Raw genomic sequence first — 15923 nt, forward strand, 5'->3', positions numbered from 1 at the left:
ATCTTCACACTCACGAAGCGCACATTTCCACCGAACAAGAACATAGGAGCTCAATCAATATCCATGCGCCTAAGGTTCATCACAAAAACCCTCATCACCCGCGTTGCAGACTTTGCCGGACCCGGCAGATGTCCGATCAATTCGGAGCAAACGATCGGTCGATTTACCGAAAGGCACTCCATTGCGGAGCAAAACATAACGGGCCAGCGCCGATGCATAAGTGCGCATCGGCTCGATTTTTGTATCCCAAGGCAAAACCGTCACCAGCACACCGATGGCCACGCGTTCTGGCGTGTCTAAAAATACCGTGGCAAAAAAGTCTGTATGTTCTATAGGAAGGCCGCTGCCGTTGTTTGTGGAGTAGCCCTCCCAACTAAACTGAATCTCATCGTTTAACTGGAAAGCCTCATCAGGCGGTACGCTCCAGATCACCCCCCTGCAAATAGACGGTATGGAATCACACGTCAAATACTTGGCCCCCCCCAGCAACGTATTTATAACTTCCGGCGGCGTCAGTACGATCAAGGGTTCAATATGTACATTGACTAACGTATTGGATGAATCCTGTTCATTGACTCCATTACTCGTTACATAAAACACTGGAAGTTCTGGATCGTTGCCGCCGGCAACAATCACGCTGCCAGGTACGTCCGGTAAAAATCTCACCGGTTGGTTGAATACATCTGTTGCCTGAACATCGTAGTGAGCAACCGCCCCCATTGCCCCCCAATGAAGCGTCAATCGCTCTCCAGCCTGAGGGTCTAAATACAACTGTACCCACACCTGGGCGCCCAGCACCTCATCCCGGTTATCCAGTTCATTATGCAAACCAGAGCCTAACCCGAAGACATCTACCCGCGACAAGGTGCCATTAAGCCTGGCCGGCGCATTAGCGTGATCCTGCCCCGCGATGGTCAAGTCCACCCAAAAGAGTTCGGAGGGCGATGGGACTGGAGTAATGCCAGGGCGGTGAATTTCATAACTTACGCGTACCTGTTCACGCGCCAACGTACCCGGTGGACGCAAAATGCTCCACGGTATATTCACCCAAAATGGAAAGCCTGTGATGGGTTGCGGCGGTAGTACCTGGCGACCGTCCCAAATGAATACAACGTTATCTCCCGGGGCAAAATCATCGTATTCGGACGGGATTCCCGCTTCGACCGTCGCTCGCGCATCTGCGCGATCAATCAACGCGTCACCGTACGCCGGCGGGCGGATCTGGGGGCGAGGGAGGTTATTAGGCAGAGGTATTAGATCGACTTGAAAACTCAGCGGAGCGCTTAGACCGGAAAAGTTACCGGCACGGTCATAGAGGCGATATTGCAGATGGTTGCTACCGTTTCTCAGATTGCGAAACAGATGCGCAGGAACGCGCAAGATCAGTGCTTCATCAGTGAATACAAACGTCACTCGGTCTTTCTGAATCGCAGGAACCGGCGGCACATTATGATCCAAGTAGTATCCGACCTGATCCCATCCTTGCCTACCGATATAATCCGGTACAAGGAACTCTATGAACGGGTTAGCTGCAAGCACCGCCTCCGTGATACCCGTCAGAGCGATATCCGGATCTACGAATTCAGCGTGGTCGTCAGCGTCAGCAAATCGCGGGGCATTATTGTCAACGGTCAACGTCGACGGATTGGAAGGTGTTACAAAACCGCTCTCGTCCTCAATCGTAAAATAGAGTTGAACCACTGCATCAATTTCACGCATGTAGTCATCGGGTACATACAGCGAATAAGGGAAGTCAGCAGGGTCCAAGGGACCGGTAAAGGGGTGCTCGTCTGCCAGTACATCAATACCCCGTATGCGCCACCAGAGCTTGAGGGTCTCGACTCTGCCAGGTGACGGTCCGGGTATCCACTGCGGAATGCGGCATTGCAACGGGACCAATGACACCGCAAGAGGAATCAACCCTTCAGGATCAGTTGGGTCTACGCCCACGATCTCTTCAAAATCACCATGCATTGCAACGGCTCCGCCCCCGGCGTGTAGCACTACGCTCTGGTGCGATACGAATGGGTTAGAACTGGACATGCTTTTCGCTCCTGCGTCATCGCGATTACGCATGAATTAGATACTGTATTGCGCAATGTGGTAACTGTCAGAACTAACAGGTAGGCAATACCATCCGTCGCCTGGCAGACCGGCCGCGGTACGCAATTTGCTGACAGACGCTTGACGTGTCAGCCGAGTTGGTGTCTTCTGAAACCGGTTTCAGTCACTCAAACTGTCAACCACACCTCCAATAAGAAAGGCCCGTCACCGTGACTCCATTTTCCGCCGCCCAGCGCAGCCGCGTGACCATGCTCGACGTCGCCGAACACGCCGGCGTATCCAAGGCCAGCGTGTCGCGCTTTATCGGCGATGACCGCGCCCTGCTCTCCGATGCCATCGCCCTGCGCATCGAACACGCCATCGATGAACTCGGCTATCGCCCCAACCAGATGGCCCGCGGCCTCAAGCGTGGGCGCACGCGCTTGATCGGCATGCTGGTGGCCGATATTCGCAACCCCTATTCCATTGCCGTGATGCACGGCGTCGAAACCGCCTGCCGCCAGCACGGCTACAGCCTGGTGGTGTGCAATACCGACCGCGATGACGAACAGGAGCGCCAGCATCTGGCGGCGCTGCGCTCGTACAACATCGAAGGGCTGATTGTGAATACCCTCGGCCATCACCTCGACCAACTGCTGGAACTGCAACGGGAAATGCCCCTGGTGCTGGTGGACCGCAAGGTCGAGCCGTTGCACAGCGACCTGGTGGGCCTGGATAACCCGGCGGCGGTGCGTATCGCAGTGGAACACCTTGAGCAGCAGGGTTACCGCGACGTGTTGCTGGTGAGCGAGGCCACCGATGGCACCAGCTCACGCCTGGAGCGCCTGGAGAGTTTTCAGGCCGAGATTGCCCAGCGTCCCCGTTTGACGGGCGCCGTGGTTGAACTGGACGGCGAGTTGGAAAACCGCCTACGCATCTTTCTGGCCCAACCCGGCCCCAAGGCGCTGTTTTGTGCCAACGGCGTGGCTGCGCTGGCCTGTACGCGGGCGCTGAAGAATCTTGGTTGTGACCTGTTCGGCGAAGTGGGGCTGGTCGCTCTGGATGACCTCGACTGGTACCCGCTGGTGGGCACTGGCATCACCGCCCTCGCCCAGCCGACGCAAGCGATTGGTGCCAGCGCTTTCGACTGTTTGCTCAAGCGCTTGCGCGGCGACACCGCACCGACCCGCACCCTGGATTTTTTGCCCGAGCTGATTATCCGCGGCTCCACCCAGCCCCCTGTGTGAGTGGCACCGCCGCTTCCACATTGTGTTCTGCATATAAAAATGAAACCGGTTTCAGAGGTAAACAACAATGCATAAATACCCCGTGTCCATCAGCCTTTCCAGCTACGGCGCCGACCTCGTACGCCAGCAAGGCCAATTGAGTTTTGTCGCGTTACTCAGCGCCGCCGGTGCACAGCGCATCGAATGGCGTGAAGAGCTACTGACCAGTGAACACCCCGCCACACTGGCCCAGGCCGCCGCCGAGCAGGGCCTGGACAGCGTGTTTTCGTCGCCCCTGGAGCTCTGGGTCGCCGGCCGCGCCCAGCCCAACGCCGAGCTCGCCGCAACCCTGGACCGCGCGCAAGCCTTCGGTTCGGGCTGGCTGAAAGTCTCCCTCGGCTACTTCACCGACACCAACGACCTTGAAAGCCTGCACGCCCTGCTCAATCGCCACCCGGTCAAGCTGCTGGTGGAAAACGACCAGACCCTGCATGGCGGGCGCATCGAACCGATGCAACGGTTTTTCACTGAAGTCGAGCGCCTGGGTTTGCCGGTGAAAATGACCTTCGACATCGGCAATTGGCAGTGGCAGGACCAATCCGCACTCACCGCCGCACGCCTGCTGGGCCGCCATGTGGATTACCTGCACTGCAAGGCCGTAGCCCGCCGCGACGATGGCAAGCTCGTGGCCTTGCCGCCCGGCGCCACCGACTTGCATCTGTGGGAACAACTGCTCAAGCACATGACTCAAGGTATTACCCGAGCGGTGGAATTTCCATTGCAGGGCGATGACTTGATCGAGGTCACCGCGCAGCAGGTCGCCACCCTCGCCCACCTTGGCCAACCCCGTGTGGAGAACGCCCATGTCTGAGATCGATATCCTGTCGTTTGGCGAAACCATGGCGATGTTTGTCGCCGAGCAGACCGGCGATCTGGCCCAGGTCGGGCAATTTCACAAGCGCATTGCCGGCGCCGACAGCAATGTCGCCATCGGCCTGTCGCGACTGGGGTTCAACGTCGCCTGGCTGAGCCGGGTGGGTAACGATTCCCTCGGGCGCTTTGTGGTCGACACGCTGAGCAAGGAGGGGCTTGATTGCCGTCATGTGGCCGTCGACCCGCTGCACCCCACCGGTTTTCAACTCAAGTCGCGGGAAGAGGCCGGCGCCGATCCTCAGGTGGCTTACTTCCGCAGAGGTTCAGCGGCCAGCCATTTGTCTATTGCGGCCATCAGCCCGGCGCTGCTGCAAGCCCGCCATCTGCATGCTACCGGGATTCCACCGGCGCTATCGGATGCCACCCGTGAACTCTCCTTCGAACTGATGACCCAGATGCGCAAGGCCGGGCGCAGCGTGTCGTTCGACCCGAACCTGCGCCCCTCCCTGTGGGCCAGCCAGGCGCAGATGATCCGCGAAATCAACGCCCTCGCTGGGCTTGCAGACTGGGTACTGCCGGGCTTGGGTGAAGGTCGCCTGCTCACCGGTTTCGACGACCCGGCGGATATCGCCGCCTTCTATCTCGACCAGGGCGCCGAAGCCGTGGCGATCAAGCTCGGCCCCGAAGGCGCCTATTACCGCACCCACATGGATCAGGGTTTTGTCGCCGCCGTACCCGTGGAAAAAGTCGTGGACACGGTCGGCGCCGGCGATGGTTTTGCCGTGGGCATGATCAGCGCCCTGCTGGAAAACTCAAGCTTTCCCGAAGCGGTACAACGCGGCAACTGGATCGGCAGCCGCGCCGTACAGAGCCGTGGCGATATGGAAGGCTTGCCCAGCCGCAGCGAATTACCCAACCGATCCGTTGCTTGACCCATTACCTGTTGCCACAACTACAACAAGCTCAGGAGCAACCCCATGGAAACCGTGAAACTCGCCACCCGCCGTTGGTGGTACATCATGCCTATCGTTTTCATCACCTACAGCCTGGCCTACCTGGACCGCGCCAACTATGGCTTCGCCGCCGCCTCCGGGATGGCCGAAGACCTGATGATCACACCGGGCATGTCCTCCCTGCTCGGCGCACTGTTTTTCCTTGGCTACTTTTTCTTCCAGGTGCCGGGGGCGATCTACGCGCAAAAGCGCAGCGTCAAGAAACTGATTTTCGTCAGCCTGATCCTCTGGGGCGGCCTGGCGACGCTGACTGGCGTGGTGTCCAACGCCTACATGCTGATCGCCATTCGCTTCATGCTCGGGGTGGTCGAAGCGGCGGTGATGCCGGCGATGCTGGTGTACCTGTGCCACTGGTTCACCCGTGCCGAACGCTCGCGGGCCAACACCTTCCTGATCCTCGGCAACCCGGTGACCATGCTGTGGATGTCGGTGGTGTCAGGCTACCTGGTGCAGCATTTCAGCTGGCGCTGGATGTTTATCATCGAGGGCCTGCCGGCGGTGCTGTGGGCGTTTATCTGGTGGAAACTGGCGGATGAAAAACCCGCCGACGCCAAGTGGCTGAGTGAACAGCACAAAAAAGACCTGGAAACCGCCCTCGCCGCCGAACAGGTGGGCATCAAGGCGGTGAAGAATTACGCCGAGGCGTTCCGTTCGCCCAAGGTCATCATCCTCGCCCTGCAGTTCTTCTGCTGGAGCATCGGCGTGTATGGCTTCGTGCTGTGGCTGCCGTCGATCCTCAAGGCCGGGTTGCAGATGGACATGGTCGAAGCCGGCTGGCTCTCGGCGCTGCCCTACCTGGCGGCGGTGATCGGCATGCTGGTGGTGTCCTGGGGCTCGGACAAACTGCAGAAACGTAAGCGTTTCGTGTGGCCGCCGCTGCTGATTGCGTCCATCGCCTTCTACGCGTCCTACATGTTGGGCGCCGAACATTTCTGGTGGTCCTACACCCTGTTGGTGATCGCCGGAGCGTGCATGTATGCACCCTACGGCCCGTTCTTCGCCATCGTCCCGGAAATCCTCCCGGCCAACGTCGCCGGCGGCGCCATGGCGCTGATCAATAGCATGGGCGCACTGGGCTCGTTCGGCGGCTCGTACCTGGTGGGTTATCTCAACAGCAGCACCGGCTCGCCCGGCGCTTCGTACCTGCTGATGAGCGGCGCGTTGCTGCTGTCGGTGGTGCTGACCATTTTCCTCAAGCCCGGCGCCAGTGACCGCGTGCGGGTGCCAACCCTGGAGTTGAAGGTAAAGACCTCATGAAAAAGTCTGTCGTGTTGTACAAAAAACTCTCCGCACCGCTGATGGCCCGCCTGCATGAGCAGGCTGAGGTCACACTGATCGACGCATTGGATGAGACCGGCCTGGCCAAACTGCGTGATGCATTGCCAACGGCTCAGGGCCTGCTGGGTGCCAGCCTGCGCCTGGACGCCAAGTTGCTCGACCTGGCGCCCAAACTGGAGGCAGTGGCCAGCGTCTCGGTTGGGGTCGATAACTACGATATCGACTACCTGACCCAACGCGGCATCCTGCTCAGCAACACCCCGGATGTACTCACTGAAACTACCGCCGACACCGGCTTTGCGCTGATCCTGGCAACCGCCCGGCGCGTGGTCGAACTGGCGGACATGGTGCGCGCCGGCCAGTGGAACAAGAACATCGGCCCGGCGCACTTCGGCAGCGATGTGCACGGCAAGACACTGGGCATCATCGGCATGGGCCGCATCGGCGAAGCCTTGGCCCAGCGGGGGCATTTTGGCTTTGGCATGCCGGTGATCTACCACAGCCATTCGCCCAAGCCGGCGGTGGAGGCACGTTTTGGCGCGCAATACCGCAGCCTGCAGGATTTGCTCAAAGAGGCGGACTTTGTCTGCCTGACCTTGCCGTTGACGGCTGAAACCGAAAAGTTGATTGGCGCTGAAGAGTTTGCACTGATGGGGCCGGAGACGATCTTTATCAATATCTCCCGGGGCAAGGTGGTGGATGAGGCCGCGCTGGTCGAAGCGTTGCAACAGCGCACCATTCGCGCTGCGGGGTTGGATGTGTTCGAGAAAGAACCGCTCAGCCACGACTCGCCGTTGCTGCGCTTGAACAACGTGGTGGCGACGCCGCATATCGGCTCGGCGACGCATGAGACGCGGGAGGCGATGGCCACGTGTGCGGTGGATAATCTGCTGCAGGCGTTATCAGGCGAGCGGCCGCAAAACCTGGTGAACGCGACCGTCTGGAAACAGTGAACCCATGTGGGAGGGGGCTTGCCCTCGATGGTGGCCTGACTGCCGACCTGATCGATGCTGAGTACGCGTACCCCTGTGGGAGCGGGCTTGCTCGCGAAAGCGGTGGGTCAGTCAACCTCAATGTTTGCTGGGCCGACGCCTTCGCGAGCAAGCCCGCTCCCACATTTTATCTTCGCTGCGTTGAGCATTTCGTTCGCTTAACTGATCGGCTCCCACAGAAAAGCAGAAGCGCCGCCAGCGTATCTACGATGCGAAGCGAGCCGCTCTTGATCTTGATCTCCGGCGCCCCGTTAAACCACGCTGGCCGAACGCAGGCTTGAATCCGTGGGCCGCTGTAAGAGCGCAACCAATAGCAGCCGTTACCGCAGCAACGGATATGTACTCGGTCCCCCCCTCCCACATTTTTGACCGTATCCCAGATCAGATTACAAAACGCGCCACCATCCCATTCAAATCCACCGCCAACCTCGACAGCTCATGGCTGGCCGCACTGGTCTGGTTAGCCCCCGCCGCCGACTGGGTGGCCAGGTCACGGATGTTGACCAGGTTGCGGTCCACCTCACGGGACACTTGGGCCTGTTCTTCCGAGGCGCTGGCAATCACCAGGTTGCGTTCGTTGATCAGGCTGATGGATTCAGTGATCTGCTCCAGGGCCACGCCGGCAGCGCGGGCCATTTCCAGGGTGGCCTGGCTGCGTTGGTTGCTCTGCTGCATGGACTGCACGGCTTCACCGGTGCCGTTCTGGATGCCGGCGACCATCTTCTCGATTTCCTGGGTCGACTGCGCGGTGCGATGGGCCAGTGCGCGCACTTCATCGGCGACCACCGCAAAGCCACGCCCGGCCTCACCAGCACGGGCGGCTTCAATGGCGGCGTTAAGCGCCAACAGGTTGGTCTGCTCGGCAATCGCGCGGATTACGTCGAGTACCTTGCCGATATCCCTGCCCTGGGTGGCCAGGCCTTCGATCATCACCGCGGTGGTTTGCACGTCCTGGGTCATGGTCTGGATCGCGCCGACGGTGTCCATTACCCGATCGCGGCCTTCCCGCGCCGCCTGGTTGGACTGCCCGGACGCCTCGGACGTGGAGACCGCATTACGCGCCACCTCTTCCACCGCCGCCGTCATCTCATTGACGGCCGTGGCGGCCTGGTCGATTTCATTGTTCTGTTGCTGCAGGCCGCGGGAGGCTTCCTCGGTGACAGCGCTCAACTCTTCCGCGGCGGACGCCAGCTGCGTGGCCGAACCGGCGATGTGCTGGATGGTTTGGCGCAGGCTGGTTTGCATCGCCGATAAGGCCCTGAGCAACCGCGCCGGCTCATCCTTGCCATCGTCCTCGATGGTGGTGCTGAGGTTGCCAGCGGCGATTGTTTCAGCGACTTCCACCGCTTTGCGCAACGGCGTGACGATGCTGCGGGTCAGCAACCAGGCCAGCAACACCGTGAGCAATGCGGCGACGACGGAAACCGCCACCACACCGGTGATCGCACCTTCGTAGCTCTGCCCGGCCGCTGCATCCGCGCTCTTCGCGTCGGCCGCGTTAATGGCGATCAGCTTATTCAACTGCTCGCCCATCTGGTCCGTGCCGTCCTTGATGCGGCTGTTGATCAGTGCGCGCATGTCATCGACCTTGCCTTGCTTGGATAAGGTGAGCATGTCGGCCTGGGCTTTCAAGTAATTGTCCAAGGTGACACCAAAAGCCTTGTACAGCGCCGCTTCCTCCGGGCCGGCCGGCAACGTGGCGTACCCGGCCTGGGCGGTTTTGACCTTGTCGGCCAACACGCCGATGCGGGTTTCGGCTTCCTGCAGGGCGGCAGGCTCGCGGTTGACCAATACGCGAAACGACAGGATACGCAGGCGCAGCACGTTTTCGGTGATCGTGCCCAGGTACGTCACGCTGGGCAGTTGGTTTGCGCTCATGTCCAGCGAGGACTGGCGCATCTGCGTCATGCGGTTGACCGCAAACACGCCCAATAACACCACTAACACCGCAATGAAGGCGAAACCGAGAAACGCTCGAGGGGCAATGTTCAGGTGACGGAGGGACATAGGGCTGCTCTCAGAAGTAGTGTTTGCGAGCGTCCCTGCCGCGAAACGATCCGTCAGCGTCAACGCGCTGCCCGGACCTTGGTCACCACTGTTGTCGTTGTAATGTGGGCCTATACCCGATATCGGCCGGGTCGATGCTTTAGCGCAGGGTCTTCATAAATATTTTTTTACACTTCTGACCATCGACGGTTTCTGGCATCCTGCGCCTCCATTTTCTGACCCGAGCCCTCATTTTGTCTGACGCTCAAGCCCCCCGCCCGCGCTATAAATCCGACCTGATCTATGGCCTGGAAGACCGTCCGCACTTCACCGCCGCGATATTTGCCGCCCTGCAGCACGTACTGGCCAGCTTCGTCGGCATTATCACGCCGACCCTGATCGTCGGCGGCGTACTGGGCCTGGAAAGCGAAGTGCCGTACCTGGTGAGCATGGCGCTGTTCGTCTCGGGCCTGGGCACCTTCGTGCAGGCACGCACATTCGGGCCGGTGGGCTCGGGCCTGTTGTGCCTGCAAGGCACCAGCTTTTCCTTTATCAGCGTGATCCTCAGTGCCGGCTTCATGGTCAAGGCTCGGGGTGGTGGCACCGATGAAATTCTCTCGACAATCTTTGGCATTTGCTTTTTCGCCGCATTTATCGAGGTGGTGCTGAGCCAGTTCATCGGCAAGCTGCGCAAGCTGATCACTCCGGTGGTCACCGGCACCATCATTACCCTGATGGGCCTGTCGCTGATCAAGGTGGCGGTCACCGATATGGCCGGTGGCTACGGCGCCAGCGACCTGGGTGCCGCGGGCAATATGGGCCTGGCGGCGCTGGTGCTGCTGACCATTGTGGTTCTCAACCGGTTCAGCAATCCGTTCCTGCGTCTGGGTTCGATCGTGATCGGCCTGAGCCTCGGCTTCCTGGTGGCGTGGTGGATGGGCCGCGTCGACATGGCCGCCCTGCCCCAGGTGCCGTTGATCAGCGTGCCGGTGCCATTCAAGTACGGTTTCTCGTTCGACTGGGTAGCGTTTATCCCGGTGGCGGTGATCTTCCTGATTTCGCCCCTGGAAGCCGCCGGCGACCTGACCGCCAACTCGATGATTTCCCAACAACCGGTCAAGGGCCCGCTGTATATCAAGCGCATCAAATCCGGCCTGCTGGCCGACGGGCTCAACTCGGCGATGGCCGCGACCTTCAACAGCCTGCCGATGGTGACCTTCGCCCAGAACAACGGTGTGATCCAATTGACCGGCGTGGCCAGCCGCTACGTCGCGTACTTTATCGCCGGCCTGCTGGTGCTGCTGGGGCTGTTCCCGATGATCGGCGCCGTGCTGCAACTGATGCCCAAGCCGGTACTCGGCGGCGCGACCCTGATCATGTTCGGCACCGTGGCCGTGGCCGGGATCAAGATCCTCGCCGAAGCCGGCCTGCATCGGCGCAATGTGCTGATCGTGGCGATCTCCCTCGGCATGGGCCTGGGCGTTGCCGCCGTGCCGGAAGTATTGCGCGACCTGCCCAAGGCCCTGCACAACATCTTCGAATCGCCGATCACCGTGGGCGCGTTCTGTGCAATCCTGCTGAACATTTTCCTGCCCGAAGAGTTCATAGAGCTGGAAGAAGATGAATTCGATCCGGAGTCCTCGACCCTCAAGGTCATGCAAGACCCGGACGTGACACACTAGTAGGAGCACTGTTATATGCGCAAGCTCATGGTTCTATCGCTGTTGCTGCTGACCTTGAGCGCCTGCGCGCTGTTCCCCAACCGCGACCCGGTCAACATCAATGTCGTGGGTATCGAGCCGCTGCAAAGCCAGGACCTGGAAGTGCGCTTTGCCGTGAAACTGCGGGTGCAGAACCCCAATGAAACCGCGATCGACTACAACGGTGTGGCCCTGGACCTGGAGGTCAATGGCCGGCCATTGGCGTCGGGTGTGAGTGACCAGGCCGGGAGCATCCCACGCTTCTCCGAGACCGTTCTGATGGTGCCAGTCAGCGTTTCAGCGTTTTCTGTGTTGCGCCAGACCCTGGGCCTGAGCCAGACGCAAAGCCTGAACAACCTGCCCTACGTGCTACGCGGCAAACTGGCGGGCGGGTTGTTCGGTACCATGCGTTTTGTAGAACGCGGCACCCTGGACTTGCCCAACACCGCCACGTGGTAACCGTCATGCAACCGACACTCGTCACCGAACGCCTGATCCTGCGCCCGCTGGTGTTGGAGGATGCCGAGGCGATCCAGCAGCAATTTGCGCATTGGGAAGTGGTGCGCTACCTCAATGCCATGGTGCCCTGGCCCTACCCGGAGGACGGCGCGCGAATCTATCTGGAACAGCTTGCCCTGCCCGCCATGGCCCGTGGTAAGGAATGGCACTGGTCGATTTGCCTTAAAAGCGCGCCAGAACAATTGATCGGCAATATCAACCTGACGGACGAGCAGGATGATAACCGGGGCTTCTGGCTCGGGCCGCAGTGGCAGGGGCAAGGGTTTATGTCCGAAGCCAGTGCCGCCGTGACTGACTATTGGTTCGACGTGCTTGAGCGCCCCGTGCTGCGCGCGCCCAAGGCGGCGCCGAACGTGGAGTCGCGGCGCATTTCAGAGCGTACGGGTATGCGTTTGATCAGGACGGATGAGGGTGAGTTTGTCGCAGGCACGCTCCCACGGGAGATCTGGGAAATCACCCGTGAAGAATGGCTAAAATCCCAGCCCCCCAAACGCTGAAGATTAAATGTGGGAGAGGGCAAGCGCCCTCCCACACTTTTTACCCTGTTCAGTCAGTGATATAGCGAACGCCCGGCCTGGCACGCTCGTCCACAACCAATTCAAAAATATCCGGCCGGGCATAGTGCCCCACCACGTCATAGTCATAGCGTGCCCGCACCAGATCATCAGTATCAATCTGCGCCGTCAACAACCCCGACGCTCCCAACAGTGGCCCAGCCAGGATGTCCCCCATGGGCCCGACAATCACACTGCCGCCGGCAATCAACGGGCGATCTTGGGGCCAGTTGGCAATCTCGACGCCCAACGCCTGCGGCGATGCCTGCACCTGACACGCGCTGACCACAAAGCAGCGGCCTTCATGGGCGATATGGCGCATGCTCACCTGCCACATCTCGCGCTCGTCCACGGTGGGCGCGCACCACACCTCTACGCCCTTTGCGTACATCGCCGTACGCAACAAAGGCATCATGTTTTCCCAGCACACAGCACCTCCAATACGCCCGACTGCCGTGTCAATCACAGGCAGCGTCGAGCCATCGCCTTTGCCCCAGATCAGCCGCTCGGTACCGGTAGGCATCAGCTTGCGGTGCTTGGCAACCAGACCGCCCACCGGCTCGAAATACAGCACAGTGCAATACAACGTGCTGCCACTGCGTTCGATCACCCCAAGCACCAGACTGGCGCCGGTACGCGCCGACAATCCGGCCAGCGCCTCCGTCTCCACACCCGGCACGTCGATGGCGTTGGCAAAATACCGCGCAAAGGCTTCACGGCCCTCGGGCAGGCGATAACCCAACTGCGTGCCAAAATTTTCGCCCTTGGGATAGCCGCCCAGCAACGCCTCGGGCAGCACCACCAAGTGCGCGCCACTGCGCTGGATTTCATCTTCATAGGCCAGGATCTGCGCCAGAGTTTCAGCCTTGCCGCCAGGCAAGGCGCCGATTTGCAGGGCTGCGACAGTCGATACGGGCATTACGCTCACTCCAGTGATAAGGGTTGCCCATTTTCAGGTCAGGCTCGATCATGAATAAAGCCCAACTCAGTGCTAATTGATATGAGCCAAATGAATATCGCCCAGGTCGACCTGAACCTGCTGAAAACCTTCGAAGCCCTGCACGATGAGTCCAGTGCCAGCCGCGCAGCATTGCGCCTGGGCGTGACGCAATCGGCGATCAGCGCTGGCCTGCGGCGTTTGCGAGAGCTGTATGGCGATCAACTGTTCATACGCACCGGTCGCGGCCTGGCACCCACATTGCGCGCCAATCAGTTGAAGCCGGTGATCAGCGAGGCGCTGGACCGCTGCCGGCAGAGCCTGGCGATGATCAGCCCGGATAATCTCCATTACGGGGGGCGCTCGGTGGTATTGGGGCTGTCCGACGACTTCGAGATTGCCTACGGCCGTCGACTGATGGACGCCATTGCCCAGCGCCTGCCGAAACTGCGAGTGATCTTTCGCCAGACCCACAGCCAGATCGTCGCCGGCGCCCTGCTTGACCGTGACCTGGACCTGGCCATCACCGCCGGTGGCTTTGCCGAACGCAGGCTGAGTCGACAAGTGCTGGGCGAAGGTGACTATCGCTGCGTGGTAGACCCGCACAGCCTGGCGCCCGACCAGCAGAATATCGACCTGGAGGAATTCGTTGCACGGGAACATGTGCTGGTGTCGTCAGGCGGGTTTATCGGCATTACCGATGAAGGCTTGGCGGCACAAGGCTTGAGCCGCCAGGTGTGCGCGTCCACCAGCCATTTCGCCGCGCTGCCGTATCTGCTCAAAGGCAGCGCCGCAGTGGCGACGATTCCCGGGCATGCGGCCCAAGCCATTGCGCAAATGACCGGCCTGAGTGTGCTGCCCTGCCCGCTGGTGCTGCCGCGCTACCCGGTGGAGTTGGGCTGGCGTACCCAAGCCCAACTCGACCCGATGCTGCTCAAAGTGCGCGAGGCCATTGTGGCGGGCTTTATTTAGCCGCCGCCATCAGCTTGTTGACTTCACTGCGCACCATGTTGGAAAACTCCGGCGGCGACATGCCGTCAAGTTCCGCACGCACCCATTCGGCCCACTTGCCCTTGCGCTTGGCACGCTCGCCGAACAACCGTGCGGCTTCGCCCTTGGCCTTGCCCAGGTTGGTTTGCCATAGGTCGTAGAGGCGGGACTTTTCATCTTCCAGCTCGGCGCGTTCGGCGAGGGTCTTGTTGGCGAGATTGAAGCTCATGTTGAATTACCTGCTACACAAATAGGCGACATCTTACACTGTAGGTCTAAAGTTCCCGATTCGGATTTTGCCTCAGATGATCGACCCGGGAAAAAAACTGCAACTTTTGCCGCTGCCCAATACTCCATTGTTCACTGTCACATTCACCTGCAAGGAGTCACCCAATGGCCCGCAAAACCGCCGCCCAAGCTGTCGAAGATCAAATCAAGGACCAAGCCTTCAGCGAATTGACCGCGCTGATCGAGGAATCGGACAAACTGCTCAAAAGCAGCGCCTCCCTCGTGGGTGAGGAAGGTGAAACCCTGCGCGAGCAGGTCGCCATCAAGCTCAAGCAAGCCCTGGACTCGGTGTCCAACGTACGTGAACGCAGCAAGCCCGTGGTGGATGCCACTGAAACCTACATCGGTGGCCACCCGTGGCAGACCGTGGCGATCTCCGCAGGCTTTGGCCTGGTTGTCGGCCTGTTGCTCGGTCGTCGCAGCTGAGCCATGGGGGGCTGCGCCGCTGGCGCGCCCCCCCGTTTGCCTAGCCTTCAGCCAGTTCCTGCAATTGCCGAAGGACCTGCACCTGCATCTCGATACCTGCCTCTTGCGACTTCGCCCGTGTGCGATGGCGCCGATCCCCCGGCAACCGCCGCAACCCCGCCGCATGCATCTGCCGCACCAGCTCCTGGCTGCGCTCGGCAAAGTTTTGCCCAGCAGTTTTACTCGGGTCGATCAGGATCAGTAATTGGCCCGTCCAAGGCGTGCGAGCCCCAGGATGATCCGACCAATTGAATTCAAACGAGAAGTTGCCACCGGTAAGCGCTGCTGCCAATAATTCGACCATCATCGACAACGCCGAGCCCTTGTGACCACCAAACGGTAACAGCGCCCCGCCCTCCAGAATGGCCTTGGGGTCTTGAGTCGGCTGGCCAAGGCTGTCGACGCCCATGCCCGGCGGCAGGCGCTTGCCTTCGTGCGCAGCGATCTGAACATCGCCATGGGCGATGGCGCTGGTCGCCAGGTCAAACACTATCGGCGCGCCGTCCGCCCGTGGCGCCGCAAATGCAATCGGGTTGGTGCCGAACAGCGGCCGGTCCGCACCATGGGGCACTACGCAGGTCATGCTGTTGACCACACTCAGTGCCACCAGGCCTTCTTCGGCGAAGGGTTCGACATCCGGCCACAGCGCGGCAAAGTGGTGGGAGTTATGGATGGCCAATAGCGCAATCCCGGCGCTACGCGCTTTGGCCACCAGCAATGAACGCGCGGCCGCCAAGGCCGGTTGGGCAAAACCATTGCTGGCATCGACGCGCACGAAACCTGTGGCCATGTCCTCCACTACCGGCACCGCCCGGCCGTTCACCCAGCCGCTGTTGAGCGTGGACACATACCCGGGAATACGAAACACACCATGGCTATGAGCACCATCGCGTTCGGCACTCGCGCAATTATGCGCCAGGACAGCGGCTACCTCTGGCGAGGTACCGTGCCTCACAAAAACCTGTTCAAGCAATGTCACCAGTTCGGTGAAGCCGATTGAGGTGCAAGCCGTGGCAACTGTCGGAGACTGCGCAGACATTTGAAGCTCCGTTTTTATGA

General features: G+C 60.4%; 15 protein-coding genes. 10 read left to right on the forward strand and 5 right to left on the reverse strand.

Annotated elements, in window-relative coordinates; all coding sequences use genetic code 11:
* Nucleotides 1-69: 69 nt before the first annotated feature.
* On the reverse strand, nucleotides 70-2043 hold the full coding sequence (locus tag FRT59_RS19680; protein WP_153872115.1) for a hypothetical protein: 1974 nt from the start codon (nucleotides 2041-2043) through the stop codon (nucleotides 70-72).
* A gap of 230 nt (nucleotides 2044-2273) precedes the next feature.
* Here FRT59_RS19680 and FRT59_RS19685 point away from each other — a divergent pair, with 230 nt between their 5' ends.
* The 5 genes from FRT59_RS19685 to FRT59_RS19705 all read left to right on the forward strand — a co-directional run bounded on the left by FRT59_RS19685 (nucleotide 2274) and on the right by FRT59_RS19705 (nucleotide 7386).
* Nucleotides 2274-3290: a LacI family DNA-binding transcriptional regulator gene (locus FRT59_RS19685; protein WP_325168003.1), complete on the forward strand. Its 1017-nt coding sequence runs from the start codon at nucleotides 2274-2276 to the stop codon at nucleotides 3288-3290.
* Nucleotides 3291-3357: 67 nt separating this feature from the next.
* Nucleotides 3358-4140: a sugar phosphate isomerase/epimerase family protein gene (locus FRT59_RS19690; RefSeq protein ID WP_034116798.1), complete on the forward strand. Its 783-nt coding sequence runs from the start codon at nucleotides 3358-3360 to the stop codon at nucleotides 4138-4140.
* Nucleotides 4133-5074, forward strand: coding sequence for a sugar kinase (locus FRT59_RS19695; RefSeq protein ID WP_153872116.1), 942 nt, complete (start codon nucleotides 4133-4135; stop codon nucleotides 5072-5074). The genes FRT59_RS19690 and FRT59_RS19695 overlap by 8 nt, the downstream gene beginning before the upstream one ends.
* A 45-nt stretch (nucleotides 5075-5119) precedes the next feature.
* Complete coding sequence (locus FRT59_RS19700; RefSeq protein ID WP_034116796.1) at nucleotides 5120-6412, forward strand: MFS transporter; 1293 nt, start codon at nucleotides 5120-5122, stop codon at nucleotides 6410-6412.
* Nucleotides 6409-7386 carry an NAD(P)-dependent oxidoreductase gene (locus FRT59_RS19705; protein WP_034116795.1) on the forward strand — a complete coding sequence of 326 codons (978 nt, stop codon included), beginning with the start codon at nucleotides 6409-6411 and terminating at the stop codon, nucleotides 7384-7386. Before FRT59_RS19700 ends, FRT59_RS19705 begins: the two co-directional genes overlap by 4 nt.
* 420 nt (nucleotides 7387-7806) lie before the next feature.
* Here the strand turns inward: FRT59_RS19705 and FRT59_RS19710 are convergent, their stop codons facing one another.
* Nucleotides 7807-9432, reverse strand: a complete 1626-nt coding sequence (locus FRT59_RS19710; protein ID WP_153872117.1) for a methyl-accepting chemotaxis protein — start codon at nucleotides 9430-9432, stop codon at nucleotides 7807-7809.
* Between the two features lie 233 nt (nucleotides 9433-9665).
* Here FRT59_RS19710 and FRT59_RS19715 point away from each other — a divergent pair, with 233 nt between their 5' ends.
* Genes FRT59_RS19715 through FRT59_RS19725 form a run of 3 tightly spaced genes read left to right on the forward strand, consistent with a single transcriptional unit; the run spans nucleotide 9666 to nucleotide 12127 of the window.
* Nucleotides 9666-11093 carry a nucleobase:cation symporter-2 family protein gene (locus tag FRT59_RS19715; RefSeq protein WP_034119303.1) on the forward strand — a complete coding sequence of 476 codons (1428 nt, stop codon included), beginning with the start codon at nucleotides 9666-9668 and terminating at the stop codon, nucleotides 11091-11093.
* Nucleotides 11094-11108: 15 nt separating this feature from the next.
* Entirely contained in the window at nucleotides 11109-11570 is a 462-nt protein-coding gene (locus FRT59_RS19720) for an LEA/WHy family protein (protein ID WP_043050713.1), read from the forward strand.
* Nucleotides 11571-11575: 5 nt separating this feature from the next.
* Nucleotides 11576-12127: a GNAT family N-acetyltransferase gene (locus FRT59_RS19725; protein ID WP_153872118.1), complete on the forward strand. Its 552-nt coding sequence runs from the start codon at nucleotides 11576-11578 to the stop codon at nucleotides 12125-12127.
* 49 nt (nucleotides 12128-12176) lie between these two features.
* Here the strand turns inward: FRT59_RS19725 and FRT59_RS19730 are convergent, their stop codons facing one another.
* Nucleotides 12177-13103, reverse strand: coding sequence for a carbon-nitrogen hydrolase family protein (locus FRT59_RS19730; RefSeq protein WP_153838275.1), 927 nt, complete (start codon nucleotides 13101-13103; stop codon nucleotides 12177-12179).
* Between the two features lie 90 nt (nucleotides 13104-13193).
* Here FRT59_RS19730 and FRT59_RS19735 point away from each other — a divergent pair, with 90 nt between their 5' ends.
* Nucleotides 13194-14093 carry a LysR family transcriptional regulator gene (locus FRT59_RS19735; RefSeq protein ID WP_153872119.1) on the forward strand — a complete coding sequence of 300 codons (900 nt, stop codon included), beginning with the start codon at nucleotides 13194-13196 and terminating at the stop codon, nucleotides 14091-14093.
* Here the strand turns inward: FRT59_RS19735 and FRT59_RS19740 are convergent.
* Complete coding sequence (locus FRT59_RS19740) at nucleotides 14086-14340, reverse strand: hypothetical protein (RefSeq protein ID WP_003190904.1); 255 nt, start codon at nucleotides 14338-14340, stop codon at nucleotides 14086-14088. The genes FRT59_RS19735 and FRT59_RS19740 overlap by 8 nt on opposite strands.
* Nucleotides 14341-14504: 164 nt before the next feature.
* Here FRT59_RS19740 and FRT59_RS19745 point away from each other — a divergent pair, with 164 nt between their 5' ends.
* Nucleotides 14505-14825 (forward strand): ElaB/YgaM/YqjD family protein, encoded by a 321-nt coding sequence (locus FRT59_RS19745; protein ID WP_034119307.1) that lies wholly within the window; start codon nucleotides 14505-14507, stop codon nucleotides 14823-14825.
* Between the two features lie 40 nt (nucleotides 14826-14865).
* Here the strand turns inward: FRT59_RS19745 and FRT59_RS19750 are convergent, their stop codons facing one another.
* A complete protein-coding gene (locus FRT59_RS19750; protein WP_153872120.1) occupies nucleotides 14866-15903 on the reverse strand; it encodes an Ldh family oxidoreductase in 1038 nt (345 codons plus the stop codon).
* Nucleotides 15904-15923: the final 20 nt, after the last annotated feature.

The organism is Pseudomonas haemolytica (assembly GCF_009659625.1).
In the GTDB taxonomy this organism is placed as follows: domain Bacteria; phylum Pseudomonadota; class Gammaproteobacteria; order Pseudomonadales; family Pseudomonadaceae; genus Aquipseudomonas; species Aquipseudomonas haemolytica.